17 protein-coding genes and 1 riboswitch are annotated in these 18,289 nt (G+C 63.0%); of the genes, 7 read left to right on the top strand and 10 right to left on the bottom strand.

All coding sequences use genetic code 11. From position 1 onward, the window contains the following. Positions 1 to 4 precede the first annotated feature (4 nt). From FEZ59_RS26440 to FEZ59_RS26420, 5 genes are all read right to left on the bottom strand, one after another. Entirely contained in the window at positions 5 to 499 is a 495-nt protein-coding gene (locus FEZ59_RS26440; RefSeq protein WP_019747663.1) for a barstar family protein, read from the bottom strand. Continuing rightward, positions 499 to 1,047, bottom strand: coding sequence for a ribonuclease domain-containing protein (locus FEZ59_RS26435; protein ID WP_021343644.1), 549 nt, complete (start codon positions 1,045 to 1,047; stop codon positions 499 to 501). The genes FEZ59_RS26440 and FEZ59_RS26435 overlap by 1 nt, the downstream gene beginning before the upstream one ends. Positions 1,048 to 1,073: 26 nt before the next feature. Further along, positions 1,074 to 1,919 carry an exodeoxyribonuclease III gene (locus FEZ59_RS26430; protein ID WP_080726638.1) on the bottom strand — a complete coding sequence of 282 codons (846 nt, stop codon included), beginning with the start codon at positions 1,917 to 1,919 and terminating at the stop codon, positions 1,074 to 1,076. 36 nt (positions 1,920 to 1,955) lie between these two features. After that, positions 1,956 to 3,095, bottom strand: coding sequence for an MFS transporter (locus tag FEZ59_RS26425; protein ID WP_020969127.1), 1,140 nt, complete (start codon positions 3,093 to 3,095; stop codon positions 1,956 to 1,958). A 198-nt stretch (positions 3,096 to 3,293) separates the two neighbouring features. Beyond that, complete coding sequence (locus FEZ59_RS26420) at positions 3,294 to 4,517, bottom strand: NADP-dependent isocitrate dehydrogenase (protein WP_019747659.1); 1,224 nt, start codon at positions 4,515 to 4,517, stop codon at positions 3,294 to 3,296. A gap of 305 nt (positions 4,518 to 4,822) precedes the next feature. Further along, positions 4,823 to 4,963, top strand: a riboswitch (SAM riboswitch). A gap of 143 nt (positions 4,964 to 5,106) precedes the next feature. On the opposite strand from FEZ59_RS26420, the gene FEZ59_RS26415 reads away from it, so the two are divergent. From FEZ59_RS26415 to FEZ59_RS26400, 4 genes are all read left to right on the top strand, one after another. Next, on the top strand, positions 5,107 to 6,432 hold the full coding sequence (locus FEZ59_RS26415; RefSeq protein ID WP_060938831.1) for a bifunctional o-acetylhomoserine/o-acetylserine sulfhydrylase: 1,326 nt from the start codon (positions 5,107 to 5,109) through the stop codon (positions 6,430 to 6,432). Then, positions 6,429 to 7,565 carry a homoserine O-acetyltransferase gene (locus tag FEZ59_RS26410; protein ID WP_021343641.1) on the top strand — a complete coding sequence of 379 codons (1,137 nt, stop codon included), beginning with the start codon at positions 6,429 to 6,431 and terminating at the stop codon, positions 7,563 to 7,565. The genes FEZ59_RS26415 and FEZ59_RS26410 overlap by 4 nt, the downstream gene beginning before the upstream one ends. A gap of 118 nt (positions 7,566 to 7,683) precedes the next feature. Further along, the gene (locus FEZ59_RS26405; RefSeq protein ID WP_238076683.1) at positions 7,684 to 9,513 is read left to right on the top strand and encodes a DEAD/DEAH box helicase; all 1,830 of its coding nucleotides are present in this window, start codon (positions 7,684 to 7,686) and stop codon (positions 9,511 to 9,513) included. Then, a complete protein-coding gene (locus tag FEZ59_RS26400; protein WP_172933426.1) occupies positions 9,513 to 10,088 on the top strand; it encodes a hypothetical protein in 576 nt (191 codons plus the stop codon). The genes FEZ59_RS26405 and FEZ59_RS26400 overlap by 1 nt, the downstream gene beginning before the upstream one ends. Before the next feature lie 5 nt (positions 10,089 to 10,093). Here FEZ59_RS26400 and FEZ59_RS26395 read toward each other — a convergent pair whose 3' ends face one another. Then, positions 10,094 to 10,378 carry a DUF3017 domain-containing protein gene (locus tag FEZ59_RS26395; protein ID WP_003940740.1) on the bottom strand — a complete coding sequence of 95 codons (285 nt, stop codon included), beginning with the start codon at positions 10,376 to 10,378 and terminating at the stop codon, positions 10,094 to 10,096. A gap of 5 nt (positions 10,379 to 10,383) precedes the next feature. After that, positions 10,384 to 11,241 (bottom strand): bifunctional methylenetetrahydrofolate dehydrogenase/methenyltetrahydrofolate cyclohydrolase, encoded by an 858-nt coding sequence (locus FEZ59_RS26390; RefSeq protein WP_007727401.1) that lies wholly within the window; start codon positions 11,239 to 11,241, stop codon positions 10,384 to 10,386. 31 nt (positions 11,242 to 11,272) lie between these two features. On the opposite strand from FEZ59_RS26390, the gene FEZ59_RS26385 reads away from it, so the two are divergent. Both FEZ59_RS26385 and FEZ59_RS26380 read left to right on the top strand, forming a co-directional pair. Next, a complete protein-coding gene (locus FEZ59_RS26385; RefSeq protein WP_069145850.1) occupies positions 11,273 to 11,785 on the top strand; it encodes a GNAT family protein in 513 nt (170 codons plus the stop codon). 31 nt (positions 11,786 to 11,816) lie between these two features. Then, the gene (locus tag FEZ59_RS26380) at positions 11,817 to 12,092 is read left to right on the top strand and encodes a DUF1905 domain-containing protein (protein ID WP_020969121.1); all 276 of its coding nucleotides are present in this window, start codon (positions 11,817 to 11,819) and stop codon (positions 12,090 to 12,092) included. Positions 12,093 to 12,098: 6 nt separating this feature from the next. On the opposite strand, the gene FEZ59_RS26375 is transcribed toward FEZ59_RS26380, so the two are convergent. Together FEZ59_RS26375 and FEZ59_RS26370 are read right to left on the bottom strand one after the other, a co-directional pair. After that, positions 12,099 to 12,719 carry a pentapeptide repeat-containing protein gene (locus tag FEZ59_RS26375; RefSeq protein ID WP_003940770.1) on the bottom strand — a complete coding sequence of 207 codons (621 nt, stop codon included), beginning with the start codon at positions 12,717 to 12,719 and terminating at the stop codon, positions 12,099 to 12,101. A 33-nt stretch (positions 12,720 to 12,752) separates the two neighbouring features. Further along, positions 12,753 to 13,433 (bottom strand): excalibur calcium-binding domain-containing protein, encoded by a 681-nt coding sequence (locus tag FEZ59_RS26370; protein ID WP_020969120.1) that lies wholly within the window; start codon positions 13,431 to 13,433, stop codon positions 12,753 to 12,755. Between the two features lie 136 nt (positions 13,434 to 13,569). Here FEZ59_RS26370 and FEZ59_RS26365 point away from each other — a divergent pair, with 136 nt between their 5' ends. After that, positions 13,570 to 14,034 (top strand): tRNA (cytidine(34)-2'-O)-methyltransferase, encoded by a 465-nt coding sequence (locus FEZ59_RS26365; RefSeq protein WP_019747649.1) that lies wholly within the window; start codon positions 13,570 to 13,572, stop codon positions 14,032 to 14,034. A gap of 6 nt (positions 14,035 to 14,040) precedes the next feature. On the opposite strand, the gene FEZ59_RS26360 is transcribed toward FEZ59_RS26365, so the two are convergent. Beyond that, complete coding sequence (locus tag FEZ59_RS26360; protein WP_069146063.1) at positions 14,041 to 18,225, bottom strand: bifunctional nitrate reductase/sulfite reductase flavoprotein subunit alpha; 4,185 nt, start codon at positions 18,223 to 18,225, stop codon at positions 14,041 to 14,043. Positions 18,226 to 18,289 lie beyond the last annotated feature (64 nt).

Below are 18,289 nucleotides of genomic sequence, written 5' to 3'. Positions count from 1 at the left end.
GAAATCAGTGCAGTGGCGTGGTGCCCGGGTAGTCGAGTTCGACGAGGTCTTCACCGTGGGTGGTGAGGTCCTCCGCACCGAACTGGTAGACGGTCCGGAAAACGACGGGTTCCCATTCTTCGGTGTAGAAGTCCATCGTTTCGCGGAACCACTCCAACTGATCCTGTTGCTCGGACAGTAGAGAACCCGCACCTCGGATCACAACTACATATCCGGCGCCGAGTCCGAGTACGTCGTCGAGATCGCGCATGACATCGTCGAAAGCGTCTTTGTTGCGCCCGAAGTGGGACGGAAACTGGAAGGCTGCCGCGAACTCGTCGAAGACCTGCGCCGTTGTTCGCATGTTCTCTCCGCGAACCACCCGAACGACAAAATTCTCGCCACGAAGTTCACGTGCAAGATCATCCGCAACGGCCGGGTCGCTCTGCAGGGCCACCGAAGCCACATCCGAAGACGGATCCAGCCACTGCGCCACGCTGACCGTAGACGAGTCCGACATCAGCGAATCCTCACAAACGTGTCGTAGTGATCGAGGGTGTACCACGCCGAACCGTCGTTACCGGTGACGATTCGCTCGGCATCACGACCTTGGCCGTTTTTCTTCGCGTTGACGTCCCATTCCTGATAGACGACACGTCCGCCACCGGCACCGACAGCGGGCAGACGCCCTTCGCTGTTGCGGAAGGTGATGCCGCCCTTGGTGCCCGGCGCATTGGCGGAATCCGGCCACCGCCCGGCGTCGATCTCCACGAGCGTGGCGAGAACGCGCGTCGGCGCATCGCTGTTCGTCTGCTGCGTTGTCTTGACGGCGGAGCTGGAGGGCGCGGAGCTGGAGGGCGCGGAGCTCGAGGGCACGGAACTCGACGGCGCGGCCTTGGTGGTAGCACCCGGCTTGGCTTGAACAGTCGAGGACTGGGCACTCGAGGACTTCGCAACCGACGACGCCGAACTGTCGGAGTCACGTGAAGAAAGGGTTACCGCCAGTACGAGCGCCACCACAGCCACCACGACGGTGATGATGGCGTTGCGCGTCTTTGCGCTCGGCATTTTCAGACCTTCAGACACGAGCGCTCCTACCGGTACGAGACAGTGACAGGTGCGTGATCCGACCAACGGAGGTCGTAGGACTCAGCGCGTTCCACGAGCGCAACCTTGGCCCGCTCGGCGTATCCGCGGGTGGCAACCTGGTAGTCGATACGCCAACCCGAATCGTTGTCGAATGCCTTGCCGCGGTACGACCACCACGAGTACGGACCGTCGACACCCGGATGGAGGGTGCGGAAGACATCGACCCACGCGGAATCTTCGGCGAACAGGAGATCCATCCAGGCGCGCTCCTCGGGGAGGAATCCCGAAGACTTCTTGTTGGTCTTCCAGTTCTTGAGGTCGAGTTCGGTGTGCGCGATGTTCCAGTCGCCGCTGACCACCACGTGACGATCGGCAGCCTCGGCCGCCGCAGCGGTGGTAGCGAGGTGAACTGCGAAGGACGCCATGAACCGCTCCTTCTCCTCCTGCTTCGGCGTGAGCGCCTCACCGGAGGGCAGGTACAGGCTCGCGACGGTCAGATCCGCGAAGTCGGCTTCGATGTATCGACCGGCGTCGAGAAACTCGTCGTCCCCGTGACCGATCCGCACCGCGTCAGGTTCCGTGCGTGAGAGCACCGCGACTCCGTTGCGTCCCTTCGCGGACGGCTCGGCGGAGACGAGGAACCATCCGTTGCCGAGCGCTGGTTCGAGAGTCTCGCGAAGCTGATCGTCCGACGCACGCGTTTCCTGAAGGCAGATGAAATCCGCCGACGTCTTCTCCAGCCAGTCGAGCATGCCCTTGCGGGCAGCTGCTCGAACGCCGTTGACGTTCACGGACGTGATGGTGTGGGGCGCAAGAATGTGGGAGTCAGCAGTTTGTGGCACGGCAAGCACCGTAGCCGATTCCACCGACGCGGATGGGCGCCCAGGTCAGCGCACGGCCCTACGCTGCAGAATCACCGCAACCGCCAGCACGACGAGACCCGCGACGGCCAGCAGCGACCCAACCGCTGCCGGTGCGGTGTACCCGTAACCGGCCGCGATGACGACGCCGCCGATCCACGCTCCGAAGGCATTGGCGATGTTCAGCGCGGCGTGATTGAGAGACGCCGCCAAGGTCTGAGCGTCCTCGGCGACATCCATCAACCGTGTTTGAAGGCCAGGAACCATCGAGGACCCGGCAAGCCCGATGAGGAAGACGAAGACAAGCGCCGTGTACGGATTGCGCACGGCGATCACGAAGACCGCGAGGATCACCACGAGGGATCCCATCGACAGGAACAAACCCTTCATCAGTGCGCGATCCGCGAGGTATCCACCGACGAAGTTGCCGGCGACCATGCCCAGTCCGTACAGCATGAGCGCCAGAGGAATGAACGAAGCACCGAGACCGGACACGTCGGTGAGCGTCGTACTGATGTAGGTGTAGACGGCAAACATCCCGCCGAATCCGACCATTCCCACGATCAGGGTCATCCACACCTGAACGCGGCCCAGCGCCCCGAGTTCGGTGATCGGATTCGTCACCGGCATACCGTCCAACCGCGGAATCCAGACGAACAGCGAAGCAACGGTTGCCACCCCGATCACGGCGACCAAGGCGAAGGCGCTGCGCCAGCCGAGTGCCTGGCCGATCCAGGCCGCGACCGGCACCCCGATCACATTGGCCACGGACAGACCCATCATCACCATCGCCACGGCCTTCGCGCGTTTACCTGGTTCGGCCAAATGAGCGGCGACCAGTGCGGCGACTCCGAAGTACGCGCCGTGCGGCAATCCGGCGACGAATCGAGCCATCATCAGCGTCGTGTACGAGGGCGCAAAGACCGAAGCGGCATTGCCGACGGTGAATGCGACCATGAGTGCGATCAACAGGGTGCGGCGCGGTACCCGTGCGGTGAGAGCAGCGATCAGCGGAGCACCGACGACAACCCCGAGCGCGTACGCCGAGATCACGTGACCCGCGATGGGTTCCGAGACGCCGAGCCCGGATGCCATTTCCGGGAGCAATCCCATGGCGACGAACTCGGTTGTGCCGATACCGAAACCGCCGAGGGCAAGAGCGAGCATCGCTGGACCTCTGGCGGAACGAACCCCGGGTGTCGAGGTGTCAGAACGGGAGAGGGTAGACGAAGTCACTGATCAATTGTGGTCTCACACCTGGTTGAACTTCCAAGTGAGAGCGGGTGAGTTCACTCACGTGAGACCGCGAACACAAATGGGACGCCCGGTTTCCCGGACGTCCCATCAGAAGGTGAAACAGTGAATCTACTTCGCGGCCATGGCCTTCTGCAGGTTCACGTCGAGTGCGCCGAGGAACTCCTCGGTGGTCAGGTAGCCCTGATCGCCGCCGACCAGCATCGAGAGGTCCTTGGTCATCTGGCCGCTTTCGACGGTCTTGATGACAACGTCTTCGAGCGCCTGCGCGAAGCCGATGACCTCAGGGGTGCTGTCGAGCTTGCCACGATGCTCGAGTCCGCGGGTCCACGCGAAGATGGACGCGATCGGGTTGGTCGAGGTGGGCTTGCCCTGCTGGTGCTGACGGTAGTGACGCGTCACGGTGCCGTGAGCAGCCTCTGCCTCACAGGTCCTTCCGTCCGGTGTCAGCAGAACCGACGTCATGAGGCCGAGCGAGCCGAAGCCCTGGGCCACGGTGTCGGACTGGACGTCGCCGTCGTAGTTCTTGCATGCCCAGACGTATCCACCCTCCCACTTGAGTGCGGAAGCGACCATGTCGTCGATGAGGCGGTGCTCGTAGGTCAGACCTGCGGCATCGAACTCAGCCTTGAACTCGGTCTCGTAGACGTGCTGGAAGATGTCCTTGAAGGCACCGTCGTACGCCTTGAGAATGGTGTTCTTGGTGGACAGGTACACCGGGTAGTTCTGCTGCAGTCCGTAGGTGAGCGACGCGCGAGCGAAGTCACGGATGGACGTGGTGAAGTTGTACTGCCCCTGGACGACGCCGCCCTCTTCGGGGAAGTTGACCAGTTCGTGCTCGATCGGTGCGCTGCCGTCCTCAGGCGTGTAGGTGATCATCACCTTGCCGGGGCCGGGGACCTTGAAGTCTGTGGCGCGGTACTGGTCGCCGAATGCGTGACGGCCGATGATGATCGGCTTGGTCCAGCCCGGAACGAGTCGCGGAACGTTGGAGATGATGATCGGTGCGCGGAAGATCGTGCCGCCGAGAATGTTGCGGATCGTTCCGTTCGGGGAACGCCACATCTTCTTGAGACCGAATTCCTCGACACGTGCCTCGTCCGGCGTGATCGTGGCGCATTTGACGCCGACGCCGTGCTTCTGGATCGCGTGCGCTGCGTCGATGGTGACCTGGTCGTCGGTCTCGTCGCGGTACTCGATACCGAGGTCGTAGTACTCGAGGTTCACATCGAGATACGGATGGATCAACTTGTCTTTGATGAACTGCCAGATAATGCGCGTCATCTCATCGCCGTCGAGTTCGACGACGGTGCCCTCAACCTTGATTTTGGACATGGGTGCTTCGCGTCCTCCTAGGAAGTTTCCCTGGTTACACGGTTGCGGTCACACTTTGTGAGTGGGTCCGCGAACGGTTCGATTATCAAACCTAGACGGTGTGGACTGATCTCGGGAGATGAGTCCCAAACAAGACAAGCGTACTGCTAACCCGTGAGGCCGCAACCGGCAGGTCCACCCATCGGTCTCTACTCGCGAGTAACTTTTGCCTGCTAGTGGGCTGCGTCGCTCTGTCTCGCGTGCGGTTGCGGCTCACAATTCGCCCCGCGTCAGGACTGCGCTCACTTCCCGGTAGAATCCGACTTGGTCATGAGTGCCAGCGTCAAGCCCCGGCTCGCTGGACGGCAACCCTCCAACCGCGGTGGGGTGCCCCGGGTGATGACCAGGTTTCCCGACGTGGATCTGCTCACGCAGTTCCACCGCAATTCGGGTGACAAGCGCGGGTCCGACAGGGACGGACCCCAGACCGGGCCGAGCCCCACGGAGGTAACTCAGTATGTGTCGCACTTGTAGATAGACCCCAGCACGGGGCGGCGATCCTTCGCCCCCGTCCGACATCTATCCGTCAGACCACTGGAGTGAACAAATCATGACCGACAACACAGCCGACGCCTCAGCAACTTCTGATCCGACCGCGAACTGGTCGTTCGAGACCAAGCAGGTGCACGCCGGGCAGACAGCGGACACCGCCACCAATGCGCGCGCTCTGCCGATCTACCAGACCACCAGCTACGTCTTCGACAGCACCGATCACGCTGCGGCACTGTTCGGCCTCGCCGAGCCTGGCAACATCTACACGCGGATCATGAATCCCACACAGGACGCCGTCGAACAGCGCATCGCCGCCCTCGAAGGCGGAGTCGCCGCACTCCTCCTCTCCTCGGGCCAGGCTGCCGAAACCATCGCGATCCTCAACATCGCCGAAGGCGGCGACCACATCGTCTCGAGCCCGTACCTGTACGGCGGCACGTACAACCTCCTGCATTACACCCTTCGCAAGCTGGGCATCGAAGTCACCTTCGTCGAAGATCCCGACAACCTCGAGCAGTGGCGCGAAGCCATTCGCCCGAACACGAAGGCGTTCTACGGCGAGACGATCGCTAATCCCAAGAACCACATCCTCGACCTCCCCGGCATCTCGTCGCTGGCCCACGAGAACGGTCTTCCGTTGATCGTGGACAACACAGTCGCGACGCCGTACCTGCTCCGCCCACTCGAACACGGCGCCGACATCGTCGTTCACTCGGCCACCAAATACCTTGGCGGACACGGCACCGCGATCGCCGGCGTGATCGTCGACGGCGGCACCTTCGATTGGACGCAGGGTCGCCACACGAACTTCACGACGCCTGATCCCAGCTACCACGGCGTCACCTTCGCAGACCTCGGCGCGCCGGCATTCGCACTCAAGGCGCGCGTCCAACTGCTGCGCGATCTCGGCTCCGCCGTGGCGCCGTTCAACGCGTTCCTCATCGCGCAGGGCATCGAAACCTTGAGCCTGCGCATCGAGCGTCACGTGTCCAATGCCCAGAAGGTCGCCGAATTCCTCGACGGCCACGGCGAGGTGGCCTCCGTTTCCTACGCGGGACTCCCCTCCTCGCCATGGTTCGAACGCGGAAAGCAGCTGACGCCCAAGGGAACCGGCGCCATCGTCACCTTCGAGCTGCCCGGAGGTATCGATGCGGGCAAGACGTTCGTCAACGCCCTGACGCTGCACAGCCACGTCGCCAACATCGGTGACGTTCGCTCACTCGTCATCCACCCCGCCTCGACGACACACTCGCAGCTCACCCCCGAAGAGCAGCTCGCCTCCGGTGTCACGCCCGGACTCGTCCGCCTCGCGGTCGGTATCGAAGGAATCGACGACATCCTCGCCGATATCACCGTCGGCCTGGCTGCGGTGGCAAACTCGTGACCGTGAACGAATTGGAGCCCAGGATCGACCTCCTTCCCCCGCCCGACGGCCAGGTGGGGTTCGTCGACATCGGCGCCCTGGAACTCGAGAGCGGCGCGGTACTCCCCTCGGTTTCGCTCGCCGTTCAGCGGTGGGGTGAGCTGTCCCCGAACCGCGACAACGTCGTACTCGTCGAGCACGCACTGACCGGAGACTCACACGTCACCGGACCGATCTCCGCAAATCAGCCCTCCCCCGGCTGGTGGAACGGGATGGTTGGGCCGGGCGAACCGATCGACACCGGCGAATGGTGCGTCATCGCAACAAATGTCCTCGGTGGTTGTCGCGGCACGACCGGTCCTAGTTCGCTGGCCGACGACGGCAAGCCGTGGGGCAGCAGGTTCCCGGAGATCTCCATCCGGGATCAGATCGCGGCGGAGAAGAAGCTCGTCGATCTCCTCGGGATCGACCAGTTGGCCTCGGTAGTCGGCGGATCCATGGGCGGGATGCGCACCCTTGAATGGGCAGTTTCCTACCCGGACAGCATTCGCTCCGCGTTGGTTCTCGCAACCGGTTCACGGGCCACTGCAGATCAGATCGGCACCCAGACGACGCAGATCGCTGCCATCGTCTCCGATCCGGATTGGCAGGGCGGTGACTACCACGGAACGGGGCGGGCACCTCGCGCCGGACTCGGGATCGCCCGTCGCATCGCGCACCTGACGTACCGCACCGAGTCCGAACTGGATGCACGCTTCGAGAACTCCGCTCAGAACGACGAAAATCCTTGGAACGGTGGACGATACGCCGTCCAGAGTTATCTGGAACATCAGGCAGACAAGCTGGTCGACCGCTTCGACCCGAGCACGTACGTCCTCCTGACCGAAGCCATGAACCGGCACGACATCGGTCGTGGACGCGGCGGCGTTGCAGCGGCGCTGGCATCGATCACGGCGCCGGTCGTCGTGGGCGGCGTGGACTCGGATCGACTGTATCCCCTTCGTTTGCAGGAGGAGATCGCGGACGGCATTTCGACGTGCACGGGCCTCGAGATTCTCAAGTCCAGAGACGGCCATGACGGCTTCCTGACGGAGGCGGACGCTGTCGCCGGACTGCTTCGCCGAACGATGGAGTTCGCACGCACGGCCCGCTGATCCGGCACAGAGGCACAATTTCAGGATCCGTCAATGTCGGGAAAACCACAGCTGATCTGCAGGTTTCCCCGACATTTTCATTGGCATACCTGAGCCGGCGCGGCTAGCATCGGCGAACGTGAATCAGCCATGCTCGACGCGCCTGCAGGCTACGTACATTCCCGAGCACATGTCCTTCGCGTTCTGGGGTGACCCAGATCCGACAGCGCGCCTGTCGGCGCTGGGGATGCCGACGGGATCGCCGGGCATCTGCCGGCTGGCGATCCCGGTCGACGAGTCGATCACAGCGACCGACGTCGAAGCGCAACTGCTCGACCTCGCCACCGCGATCGACGCCTTGCACACCCTCGATGCACGTCGCGACGACCTCGGACCGTCGTTGCTCGCATGGAAGCGCGTCATCGACACCGGCGCACATGACATTCCGACTGCAGCGCATGCCGCGATCGAGCGCGACGACACGAAAATCAGAAGCGCCCGGTCCACGGTGCGGTTGTTCACGGAAGCGCGCGCAGCCGTGGAGAGTCTTCGCCGAGCAAAGATTCAGGCGACATTGCGCCCGTATCAAGTGCACGGAGTTGCCTGGCTGACTGCACTGTCGGGTTCGGGCGGTGGAATCCTCGCCGACGAGATGGGTTTGGGCAAGACACTGCAAGCGATTTCGATGATCGCGATCCGCGCCGACGACGGTCCACACCTGGTTGTGTGTCCCACCTCGGTCATCGGAAACTGGCGCCGCGAGATCGAGCGATTCGCTCCGCATCTGCCACTGCACGTTCATCACGGGACCGCTCGCGCACTTCCCACTCGTGTTCCTGCCGGCACCACGGTGCTGACCAGCTACAGCGTCTTGCGTTCCGACGCAGACCAATTGGCCCCGATCCATTGGAGTTCAGTGGTCTTCGACGAGGCACAGCAGATCAAGAACCCCTCTTCGCTGGCAGCGAAAGCAGCAATGCAGTTGTCGGCCGACGTCAAGGTAGCGATGACCGGCACGCCGGTGGAGAACCGTCTCGAAGAATTGTGGTCGCTCTTTCGCGTCGCCAATCCCGAAGTCCTCGGAACTCGCGCACGGTTTCGTCAACGCTTTGCCGTACCGATCGAATCCGGTCGATCGGCCACCGCGGCGACCAGGCTTGCCGCGGTCATCGATCCGTTCATTCTGCGCAGAACCAAAGACACAGTGGCCAAGGATCTTCCGCCCAAGCAATTTTCCACCGTCTCGTGCACTCTGACGTCGGAACAGGCGCGCATCTATCGGTCTGCAGTTGCAGATGCTTTCGACACCGGTTTGGGTACGGGAACTGCCCGGCGCGGCAATATCCTCGCGCTGCTGACCACCCTCAAGCAGGTATGCAATCATCCGGCGCAGGTCACCGGCGATACGGATGACCTCTACGGAAGATCCGGAAAGCTCGACCGCGCAACGGAAATGATCGCCGAGATCGTCGACGACGGCGATCGCGCGCTGATATTCACGCAGTACCGGACGATGGGCGAGATGCTTTCGCGGCACCTGGGCTCCGAGTTGGGAATCGGCGCAATCCCCTTCCTTCACGGCGGCCTGAACACCGACAAGCGCGACGCGATGGTCGACGCATTCCAGAACGACACGGATTCACCACCGGTTCTGATTCTGAGCTTGCGCGCCGCCGGCTTCGGCCTCAACCTCACGCGCGCAAGTCACGTCGTGCACTACGACCGGTGGTGGAACCCAGCCGTCGAGGATCAAGCAACCGACCGGGCACACCGCATCGGCCAGAAGCGCACCGTCAACGTCCACACCTTGGTGACGGGCGGTACCGTCGAGGATCACATCGCAGCGATGCACGAGTCCAAACGAGCTGTGGCCGATGCTGTTTCCGGGAACGTCGAGGCCGCCCTGGCTGATCTACCCGACACCGAACTGCGTGAACTCCTCGAACTCGACGGCGCGGTGATCATCTGATGGCCAACGAATTCGGTGTCACCGCTTGGGGTCGAGCATGGCTGCGCACGGTGGAGCGGACCGCGGCATCCGGTCCGAACCCGTCCCTGCCGACGGCCCGTACCCTCGCACGCAACGGTTCCGTGGAGTTCACCGTGGTCTCATCGGGGACCGTCGTCGCGGAGGTGAGCACCAAAGCAAAAACCTCGTCGGTGACAATTGGTGTCCCGCTCTGGACCAAATCCGAAATCGCCGCAGTGAAGAGCCTTCTCCGTTCGGCTGGAAAGGCCAACAGATCCGTCTCCACCGGCGAACTGCCGGACAGCATCGTCACCGAACTGCAGGCTCGAAATATCGCAGTAGCCGTTGATCTTTCGGAGTGCGCTGCCAGCTGCGACTGCTCAGGTCGACGCTCGCCGTGCGTTCACCATCTCGCCGCGATCTACGCCCTGGCCGGGCGAATCGACGAGGAACCTGCACTTGCGGTGACGTTGCGAAGTGCACCGGTCAAGGCTGGAAAGAAGTCGACATCTACAGATTCACCGGAGTGGATCCCCTTGAGTGATATCGACATTCGCTCGTTCTACGGGGACTGATCTTCTCAGTCGGTGCCGAGCGGATCGATGGTCAGGGCGAGCGTCGCGATCAACACACCCATCACACCCATCGCCGCAGTGTCGAAGACCCTTCCACGCACCGCGAGCAACCCGACACGATTCTCGGGAACGAACCACCGAGCGGCAGCTCCGATGATGACGGCAACACCGAAGACGAGGGCGCCGCGACGCCACCGGTCGGCCAGCACGAGAACCACGGCCGCCGCGATCACGGCGAGGACCGCGAGCATGGGCAGATTCTTCTTCGCGAGACCGACCAGTGAGGACATCGGACTCAGACTCCGGCCAGAACCCGCTCGGCGCGCTCGACCACGTTGGTGATCAGGAACGCGCGGGTCAGCGGTCCGACACCACCGGGGTTGGGTGAGACGAAGCCGGCGACCTCGTTCACGTCGGCTGCGACGTCGCCGCGCAGGCCGTCGTCGGTGCGACTGACGCCGACGTCGAGAACCGCTGCCCCGGGCTTGACCATGTCTGCGGTGATGAGGCCGGGAACGCCGGCGGCAGCGACGATGATGTCGGCGCGGCGAACCTCGGCCGCGAGATCGCGGGTACCGGTGTGGCAGAGCGTGACCGTCGCGTTCTCGCTACGACGCGTCAGCAGCAATCCGATCGGACGACCGACCGTGACGCCGCGTCCGACAACCACCACGTGTGCACCGGCAATCGGGACCTCGTAGCGACGCAGAAGGTGGAGGATTCCACGTGGGGTGCACGGCAGCGGGGCTTCCTTGCCCAACACCAGTCGACCGAGGTTGACCGGATGCAAGCCGTCGGCATCCTTGTCGGGGTCGATACGCTCGAGGGCCGCGTTCTCGTCGAGGTGCTTGGGGAGCGGCAACTGCACGATGTAGCCGGTGCACTCGGGATTGGCATTGAGCTCGTCGATCGTCGCGTTGAGCTGTTCCTGCGTGATGTCGGCAGGCAGGTCGCGTCGCAAAGAATTGATACCGACCTTGGCGCAGTCGTTGTGCTTGCCGCGCACGTAAGCCGCGGATCCCGGGTCGTCGCCCACCAGGATGGTGCCCAAGCCGGGTGTGATGCCCTCTGCCTTCAGAGCGCTCACCCGCACCTTCAGGTCTTCGAAGATTTCGTCGCGGGTAGCTTTGCCGTCGAGGATCGTTGCAGTCACGGCGACCATTGTTCCAGGTTAGGGTCGATGAGTGACAACGGCTCCGGAACTACGCGGCCCGAGGGTGCTCCTCTCCCCCGTCGCGCCCGATCATCACGCCCGTCTGCGGGCAATTCACCTGCACCCGGACGTCGTGCAGTGGTGGCAAAATCCCGACGACGACTGGCCTGCAGCGCCGGAGGCCGGCACCACGCGCTACAGCATCTTCTACGGCGACCGCCTGATCGGCTTCATCCAGTGGTACGAGGCGGAGGACAACCCCGACTTCCGCCACGCCGGGCTCGACTTGTTCCTCGATCCCGACTTTCACAGCCAAGGGTTCGGTCGCGAATCGATTCGGGTGCTGTGTGCCCACCTGATCGACGACCTCGCATTCCACCGTCTGGTCATCGACCCGGAAGTCGACAACTCCGTCGCCATCGCTTGCTACCGATCGGTGGGGTTCAAAGACGTCGGGGTGATGCGCGAGTACTCGCGAGATCGCCATGGTGTGTGGAAGGACGGACTGCTGATGGATCTGCTCGCACGGGAATTCATCCGCTGATCACAAGGTACGACCCGAAGGGACAGTCATCATGTTGCTGGACAAGGAATTCACGGCCACCTTGCAGAAGAGTGACGCCAAGGGTGGGTGGACCTACGTGATCTGGCCGGAGTCCGCCGAGTTCTTCGGCACCCGCGGCCTGGTCAAGGTACGCGGGACGATCGACGGACATCCGTTCCAGAGTTCGTTCATGGCGCTGGGAGACGGCAACCACAAGCTGCCGGTCAAAGCCGATCTTCGCAAGGCCATCGGCAAGGAGACCGGCGAGATGGTGACAGTGCGCCTCGAGGAGCGCGTGGAGAGCTAGGCGCCTCTACTTCATGTCTACGACAAGACCGTGCGCCGACGCATAAGCCACCGCCTGCATCAACTCGATCTGCGCGTTTCCGACGGATGCGGACGTCCACAGGCTCGGATCGATCCGCGCGCCGCGCAGATCTGCACCTTCGAGTTTGAGTCCACCCGTACGAGCACCGGACAGATCCGCCGACGCCAGCACCGCGCCCCGCATGTCGGCCCGAACCAGGTTCGCTTCACGGAATCGGCATGAGGTGAAGTCGATCTTCCTCAGGTCCGCCCCACCGAGTGAGGTCAACGAGAAGTCGACTTCGTCGAGCGTCAACGGCCGGATACGGCAACCGTCGAACGTCGACCCGAGCAGACTGCAGTTTCGGAACGTACTGTGCCACAGGCTGGTCCGAGCAAAATTGCAGGAGCGAAACGCCGTTCCCGTGTGCACGGACTCCCCCAGATCGGTGCCGGTGAAATCACAATCCGTGAACACCACCGACTCCGTCGTGAGTCCGGTGAGGTCGGCATCTCGGAAATTGCAATTGGTGAAAGTGCGCTGACGCCACTTCTGCCCGGCCAGCCGCGCGTCTGAATAGTCTTCGCCGACGACGTCGTCGGATTCTTCGGGGAGCATGCCGTCCATACTGCCCCGCCGCACCGACACCGCTTCGATCGCCTAGGTCTCGCAGGCCACGCCGTCACCGTCACGATCAAGCTTGGACGAATAGCCGGGATCGCCGCGGTAGATCGGGGCAGCACCAGCCGCTCGCACCGCTGAGCAGTTGGCGTAATACACCCCTGCATCAGGCACCTTTGCCGGCGGCGGAACGTACGCGGGTTCCGTTGTCTTCGGCGGGGTGTACGCCGGGGCGGGCGGAACGTACGGCGTAGTCGTGGTTACCGGAACCTGCGGAACCAGCGGCACGATTGCCACGGTTGTCGTCGTTGGTGGCGGCACGATCGTTGTCGTCGTCGGCAAGAGGGACGACGTCGTGGTCTTCGTCGTCGACGGGACCGTGCTTTTGGTTGTCGTCGCCGCCGCTGTCGTGGAAGAGGTCACAGCAGGCGTCGTTGATTCTTCCGACTTGCCCGCGCCCGTCGCCGCGGCGATGGCAACCAGCCCCACGACTGCTGCGCCGGCGATCCACGGCCACTTACGCCGCGTCTTGCCTTCCTCGGCGTTTGCGTCCGGCACCGGCGAACCGGGAGCACCGAAGACCTGGGTGGGAGTGCCGAAGGCTTGAGTGGGTGCGTCGACGCCCTTGGGCCGTGTCTGTGCAGTCCACTGCTGACCGTCCCAGTAACGGTCGATCGTGGGGTCGAAGGGGTCGGGGTTCCAACCGGCGGGAGGGTTCATCAAAATGTCCGTTCTGCGAAGAGTGCCGGAAATAGATTCGCACGGACTGGCCGGTTTGTTACCAATTCGCCCACACTTCCCGACCGGTCTTCTCACGGACGCGGGCACCGATACGACGCCCGGTACAGTTCCTCGAGTGTTCCGAGTGATGTTCCACGAGCCCCGCATCCCACCCAACACCGGAAACGCGATCCGCATGGTCGCGGGCACCGGTTGCGAACTCCACCTGGTCGGGCCTCTCGGGTTCGACTTGTCGGAGCCGAAACTCAAGCGCGCAGGCTTGGATTACCACGATCTGGCGACTGTCACGGTCCACGAGAACCTTGCTGCGGCGTGGGAAGCCGTCACGCCCGCGCGCGTGTTCGCCTTCACCGCGCACGCGACCACGTCCTATGCCGATATCGCCTACCAACCCGGCGACGTCCTGCTGTTCGGGCCCGAGCCCACCGGACTGTCCGAAGAGGTATTGGCGGACGAACACATCACCGAGCGCCTGCGTATCCCGATGCTTCCCGGACGCCGGTCCCTCAACCTGTCCAACGCTGCCGCCCTCGTGACGTACGAGGCGTGGCGTCAGCACGGGTTCAAGGGCGCCGTCTGATCGACGTCAGTAGACGTCTCGGACGTACCGCTTCTCGGCCGAGAGTGCCTTCACGTACGCCTCCGCACTACGAGGTGCCAGTTTTCCGTGTTGAGCGACCACCCCGTTGAGGGCACTGTCGACGTCCTTGGCCATCCGGTTGGCATCGCCGCAGACGTAGAAGTGGGCGCCCTTCTGCAACCACTCCCACAGCAGCGCACCGCGCTCACGCATCCGGTCCTGCACGTAGACCTTGTCGGCTTGATCCCGGGAAAATGCGAGGTCGAGTTCGGTGAGGAATCCGTCTTTCCGCAATTCTTCGATTTCTTCGCGGTAGTAGAAGTCGGTCGCGGCGTGCTGTTCCCCGAAGAACAGCCAGTTCGGGCCCGTGTGCCCCAATGCCCGACGCTCATGCAGGAAAGCACGGAACGGCGCGATGCCGGTTCCCGGACCGACCATGATCATCGGGGTTTCGGGATCGGACGGTGGCCGGAAATGGGTCGACTTCTGCACGAAGATGCCGATGTCATCATCGTGGGCGTGGTCTGCGAGGTAGGTCGAGCACACCCCACGCCGTGGGACACCCGCGACGTTGTAGCGCACCGCGGACACCGTCAGCTGCACTTCGCGTGGGTTCTCCTTCGGACTGGAAGATATCGAATACAGCCGCGGCTGAAGCGGTTTGAGGAGGGAGAGCCATTCGTCCGTCGAGGCACGAACGGGCGACTGCGCAAGTACGTCGACGGACTGTCGTCCCCACGACCAGTCTTTGAGCGTGGAGATGTTCTCCGGCTTCATCAACTCGGCGAGGTCCGCGTCGCGAGTTCGTTGATGCACGAACCGAATCATCTCGCTCGAGATTCGAGTGATCTCCAGGCGTTCGGTGAGCGCGGCACGCAGGGTCATATCGCCGTACTGCCCCAGTTCGACGACCTCCTCACCGTCGAGGCCGGTGAGGGTGAGCCACTCGTCGACAAACGGAGAGCTGTTTCGGGGCCAGACTCCGAGAGCGTCGCCAGCTTCGTAACTGACCGTGTCGTCCGGAAGGTGAAAGCCCAACTGCCGCACGTCTTTGGAAGAGCCTGGCCGGTTGAGCACGACATTGCGCGTCAAGGCTGTGGTCAGCGGCGCCTTCTTGTTGTACTGCAGCGGCGCCGACATCGCCGGTGAAATCGGCGTGGCCGCAACGGTTGTCCCAGAATTCTTCTTTGCAACGACGACGTCGGCCGTCTCACCAGCCGCCGAGCGCTGAAGTTCAGCCGTGACAGAGTCCAGCCAACCAGCAGCGGTGTCCTCGAAATCGGGCTCGCAGTCGGCGCGATCGACGATACGACTGGCCCCCAGTTCACCAAGGCGGGCGTCAAGCTTTCGTCCATGCCCACAGAAGTCGTCATAGTTCGAGTCACCGAAAGCGATGACTGCATACCGTGTCTCGGCCATGCGGGGCGCCGTGTCAGCAGCCAACGCATCCCAGAAACCGCTGCCGTTGTCCGGGGATTCGCCGTCACCGGAGGTACTGGTGATCAACAGGACCTCTCGGGTGGCCGCCAGGTCGGCGGCCGGGAACTCGTCCATTGCATGCATCACCACGGGCAAGCCAACTTCCCCAAGGCGAGCAGCGCAGGCGGCGGCAAATTCTTCCGCGTTTCCGGTCTGCGATGCCCAGAGCACCACGATCGGCGCGCGTTCTGTCGCAATGCTCGGAGCCGAGGACAACGCGGGCCCGTCGGTGTCAGGGAGCGAGGTTCGCGAGTACAGGCCGGCCAATACCCCGTCGACCCACATCCGCTTTTCGGCATCGAACGGCGCCGTCGACGGCAACGTCGGTACCCCGGCAGTGCGATCAGCGTCCGCACGCAACGCGGCGAGAAGACCGGCCAGGTAGCTCTGCTGGAGCGCATCGAATACCACTGCAGGTGTTCCTGTTTGACCGATGACATCCGCGAGGACATCGGTTCGCGACAAAGCCCGATCAGCTGGCGCGGAAGCCACCAGCGGCGCCTCGGCGAGCACTGTTTCAGGTGTGTTCACGGCGACCTTCGTCATAGTGACAGCACAGGCTTTGAACTCCGGTTGCTGCGAGGCTGGATCGATGGCGTCGTTGGTGACAGCGTTGATGGACAGATATTCGCCGAAGGCGTCGTTCCAGTGAAATGGGGCAAAGCAGTTCCCCGGACGCACTCGGTCGGTGATGACGGCGGGAAGCACAGCGCGACCGCGGCGTGAGGCAACCTCGATCGCATCCTGGTCGACGACGCCGAGCCTGGCGGCGTCGTCGGGATGGATCTCGACGAAGGGACCTGGGTTGAGTTTGTTCAGCTTGGCGACCTTGCCCGTCTTGGTCATGGTGTGCCACTGGTGCGCGAGACGACCGGTGTTGAGCAGGAATGGATAGTCGTCGTCGGGCATTTCGGCGGGAAGCATGTGCGGCCGTGCGAAGAACATCGCACGGCCAGTGGCGGTGGGAAATGCGAGCCGCGGAGTGCTGCCGTCCTCGCGGATCAGGAGCCTTTGACTGACACCGTTATTGACGTATCGGATGGGATGACGGTCCTGATCACTGTCTGGCGGGCACGGCCACTGGATTGATGTCTTGCGGAGGCGCTCGTAGGTGACGCCGCGTAAGTCGTAGCCGGTCTTCGGATTCCAGAACTGCTTGATCTCTTCGAACACCTCTTCGGCACAGGTGTAGGTGAACGCCTCGACATACCCCATCTCGCAGGCGATCCGGGCGATGATCTGCCAATCAGGCAGCGCCTGCCCGACCGGATCCAGTGCCTGCTGAAAGAGCGTCAGGTTGCGTTCGGAATTGATCATCACTCCGTCGGACTCTGTCCACAGTGAGGCGGGCAGCAGAACATCGGCGTATTCGTTGGTCTCGGTGCCCAGGAACGCATCCTGGGTGATGACGAGGTCAGCCTTCTCCAAGCCGTCGATAACGGTCTTTCGGTTGGCTACCGTTGCAACGGGATTGGTGCAGATGATCCAGCATGCCTTGATGTCACCCGCCGCCATGCGGGAGAACATGTCGATGGTGCCACCGCCGATGTCGGTGCGCAGCGAGCCTTGCGGGATCCCCCACCTCTCCTCTACGAATTCGCGATCGGCGTCGACCATCACTGCACGCTGGCCGGGCAAACCTGGACCCATGTAGCCCATTTCACGCCCACCCATGGCGTTCGGCTGCCCGGTCAGCGAGAACGGACCGCTGCCGGGCTTGCAGATCGCACCGGTCGCAAGGTGAAGGTTGCAGATGGCGTTGGTGTTCCACGTGCCGTGGGTGCTCTGGTTCAAACCCATTGTCCAACAGCTCATCCAGTTTGCAGCCTCACCGATCCACTGCGCTGCAGTGCGGATGTCGGCTTCGGGGATACCGGTGATCTCACTGACCTTCTCCGGGGTGTACTCCGCGAGGAAACTGGGCATCACCTCCCAGCCTTCGGTGAAGTCGGCGATGAAGTCAGGGTCGGTGTGGCCGTTCACGACGAGCAGGTGGAGTAGTCCGTTGAGTAGCGCGAGATCGGTGCCGGGAGCGATCTGCAGGAACAAGTTCGCCTTGTCGGCGGTGGCACTGCGTCGAGGGTCGACGACGATCAACTTCGCGCCTGCCTTGATCCGCTCCTGCATCCGCAGAAAGAGGATCGGATGGCAGTCCGCCATGTTCGCGCCGGTCACGAAGAACACGTCGGCGTGTTCGAAGTCCTGATAGGAACCGGGCGGTCCGTCGGCCCCGAGAGACTGTTTGTAGCCGGTGCCGGCACTCGCCATGCACAACCGGGAATTCGATTCGATCTGATTGGTCCCGATGAATCCCTTGGCCAGCTTGTTCGACAAGTACTGGGCTTCGAGAGACATCTGCCCGGACACGTACAACGCAAATGCGTCGGGGCCGTGCTCGTCGATGATTGCCCGTAGACGCTGGGCGGTGTCAGTGATGACGGCGTCCATGTCCGCGGCTTCGATCGCATCCCCTCGGCGCGGACGGCGATATGCAGAGTCCATTCGCCCTGGACCTGCGAGCATGTCTGCGGTCGTGGCCCCTTTGGTGCACAGACGCCCGAAGTTGGTGGGATGTGTCTTCAGACCGGAAGACTTCGCAGCCTTCCGGCGTCCCGTCTCCGGATCGGTGATGATGTCGAGGACAAGACCACAGCCGACCCCGCAGTACGCGCAGAGTGTGTCGACACTGGTGGTGGTGAGTTGAGCGCCCATCGATTCATGCATCCCTTCGACCGAGGATCAAGGTCGACTTCTATCTTCGGATGCAGTTGTTTCG

Source organism: Rhodococcus sp. MS13 (assembly GCF_013277835.1).
In the GTDB taxonomy this organism is placed as follows: Bacteria; Actinomycetota; Actinomycetes; order Mycobacteriales; family Mycobacteriaceae; genus Rhodococcus_F; species Rhodococcus_F erythropolis.
This window is presented reverse-complemented; position numbering and strand designations above follow the sequence as displayed.

Bases quoted from the DNA above. Each gene is read 5' to 3' on its own strand.
- FEZ59_RS26440 (WP_019747663.1), bottom strand. From the start codon at position 499: ATGTCGGACTCGTCTACGGTCAGCGTGGCGCAGTGGCTGGATCCGTCT.
- FEZ59_RS26435 (WP_021343644.1), bottom strand. From the start codon at position 1,047: ATGCCGAGCGCAAAGACGCGCAACGCCATCATCACCGTCGTGGTGGCT.
- FEZ59_RS26425 (WP_020969127.1), bottom strand. From the start codon at position 3,095: ATGCTCGCTCTTGCCCTCGGCGGTTTCGGTATCGGCACAACCGAGTTC.
- FEZ59_RS26420 (WP_019747659.1), bottom strand. From the start codon at position 4,517: ATGTCCAAAATCAAGGTTGAGGGCACCGTCGTCGAACTCGACGGCGAT.
- FEZ59_RS26415 (WP_060938831.1), top strand. From the start codon at position 5,107: ATGACCGACAACACAGCCGACGCCTCAGCAACTTCTGATCCGACCGCG.
- FEZ59_RS26400 (WP_172933426.1), top strand. From the start codon at position 9,513: ATGGCCAACGAATTCGGTGTCACCGCTTGGGGTCGAGCATGGCTGCGC.
- FEZ59_RS26395 (WP_003940740.1), bottom strand. From the start codon at position 10,378: ATGTCCTCACTGGTCGGTCTCGCGAAGAAGAATCTGCCCATGCTCGCG.
- FEZ59_RS26380 (WP_020969121.1), top strand. From the start codon at position 11,817: ATGTTGCTGGACAAGGAATTCACGGCCACCTTGCAGAAGAGTGACGCC.
- FEZ59_RS26375 (WP_003940770.1), bottom strand. From the start codon at position 12,719: ATGGACGGCATGCTCCCCGAAGAATCCGACGACGTCGTCGGCGAAGAC.
- FEZ59_RS26370 (WP_020969120.1), bottom strand. From the start codon at position 13,433: ATGAACCCTCCCGCCGGTTGGAACCCCGACCCCTTCGACCCCACGATC.
- FEZ59_RS26360 (WP_069146063.1), bottom strand. From the start codon at position 18,225: ATGGGCGCTCAACTCACCACCACCAGTGTCGACACACTCTGCGCGTAC.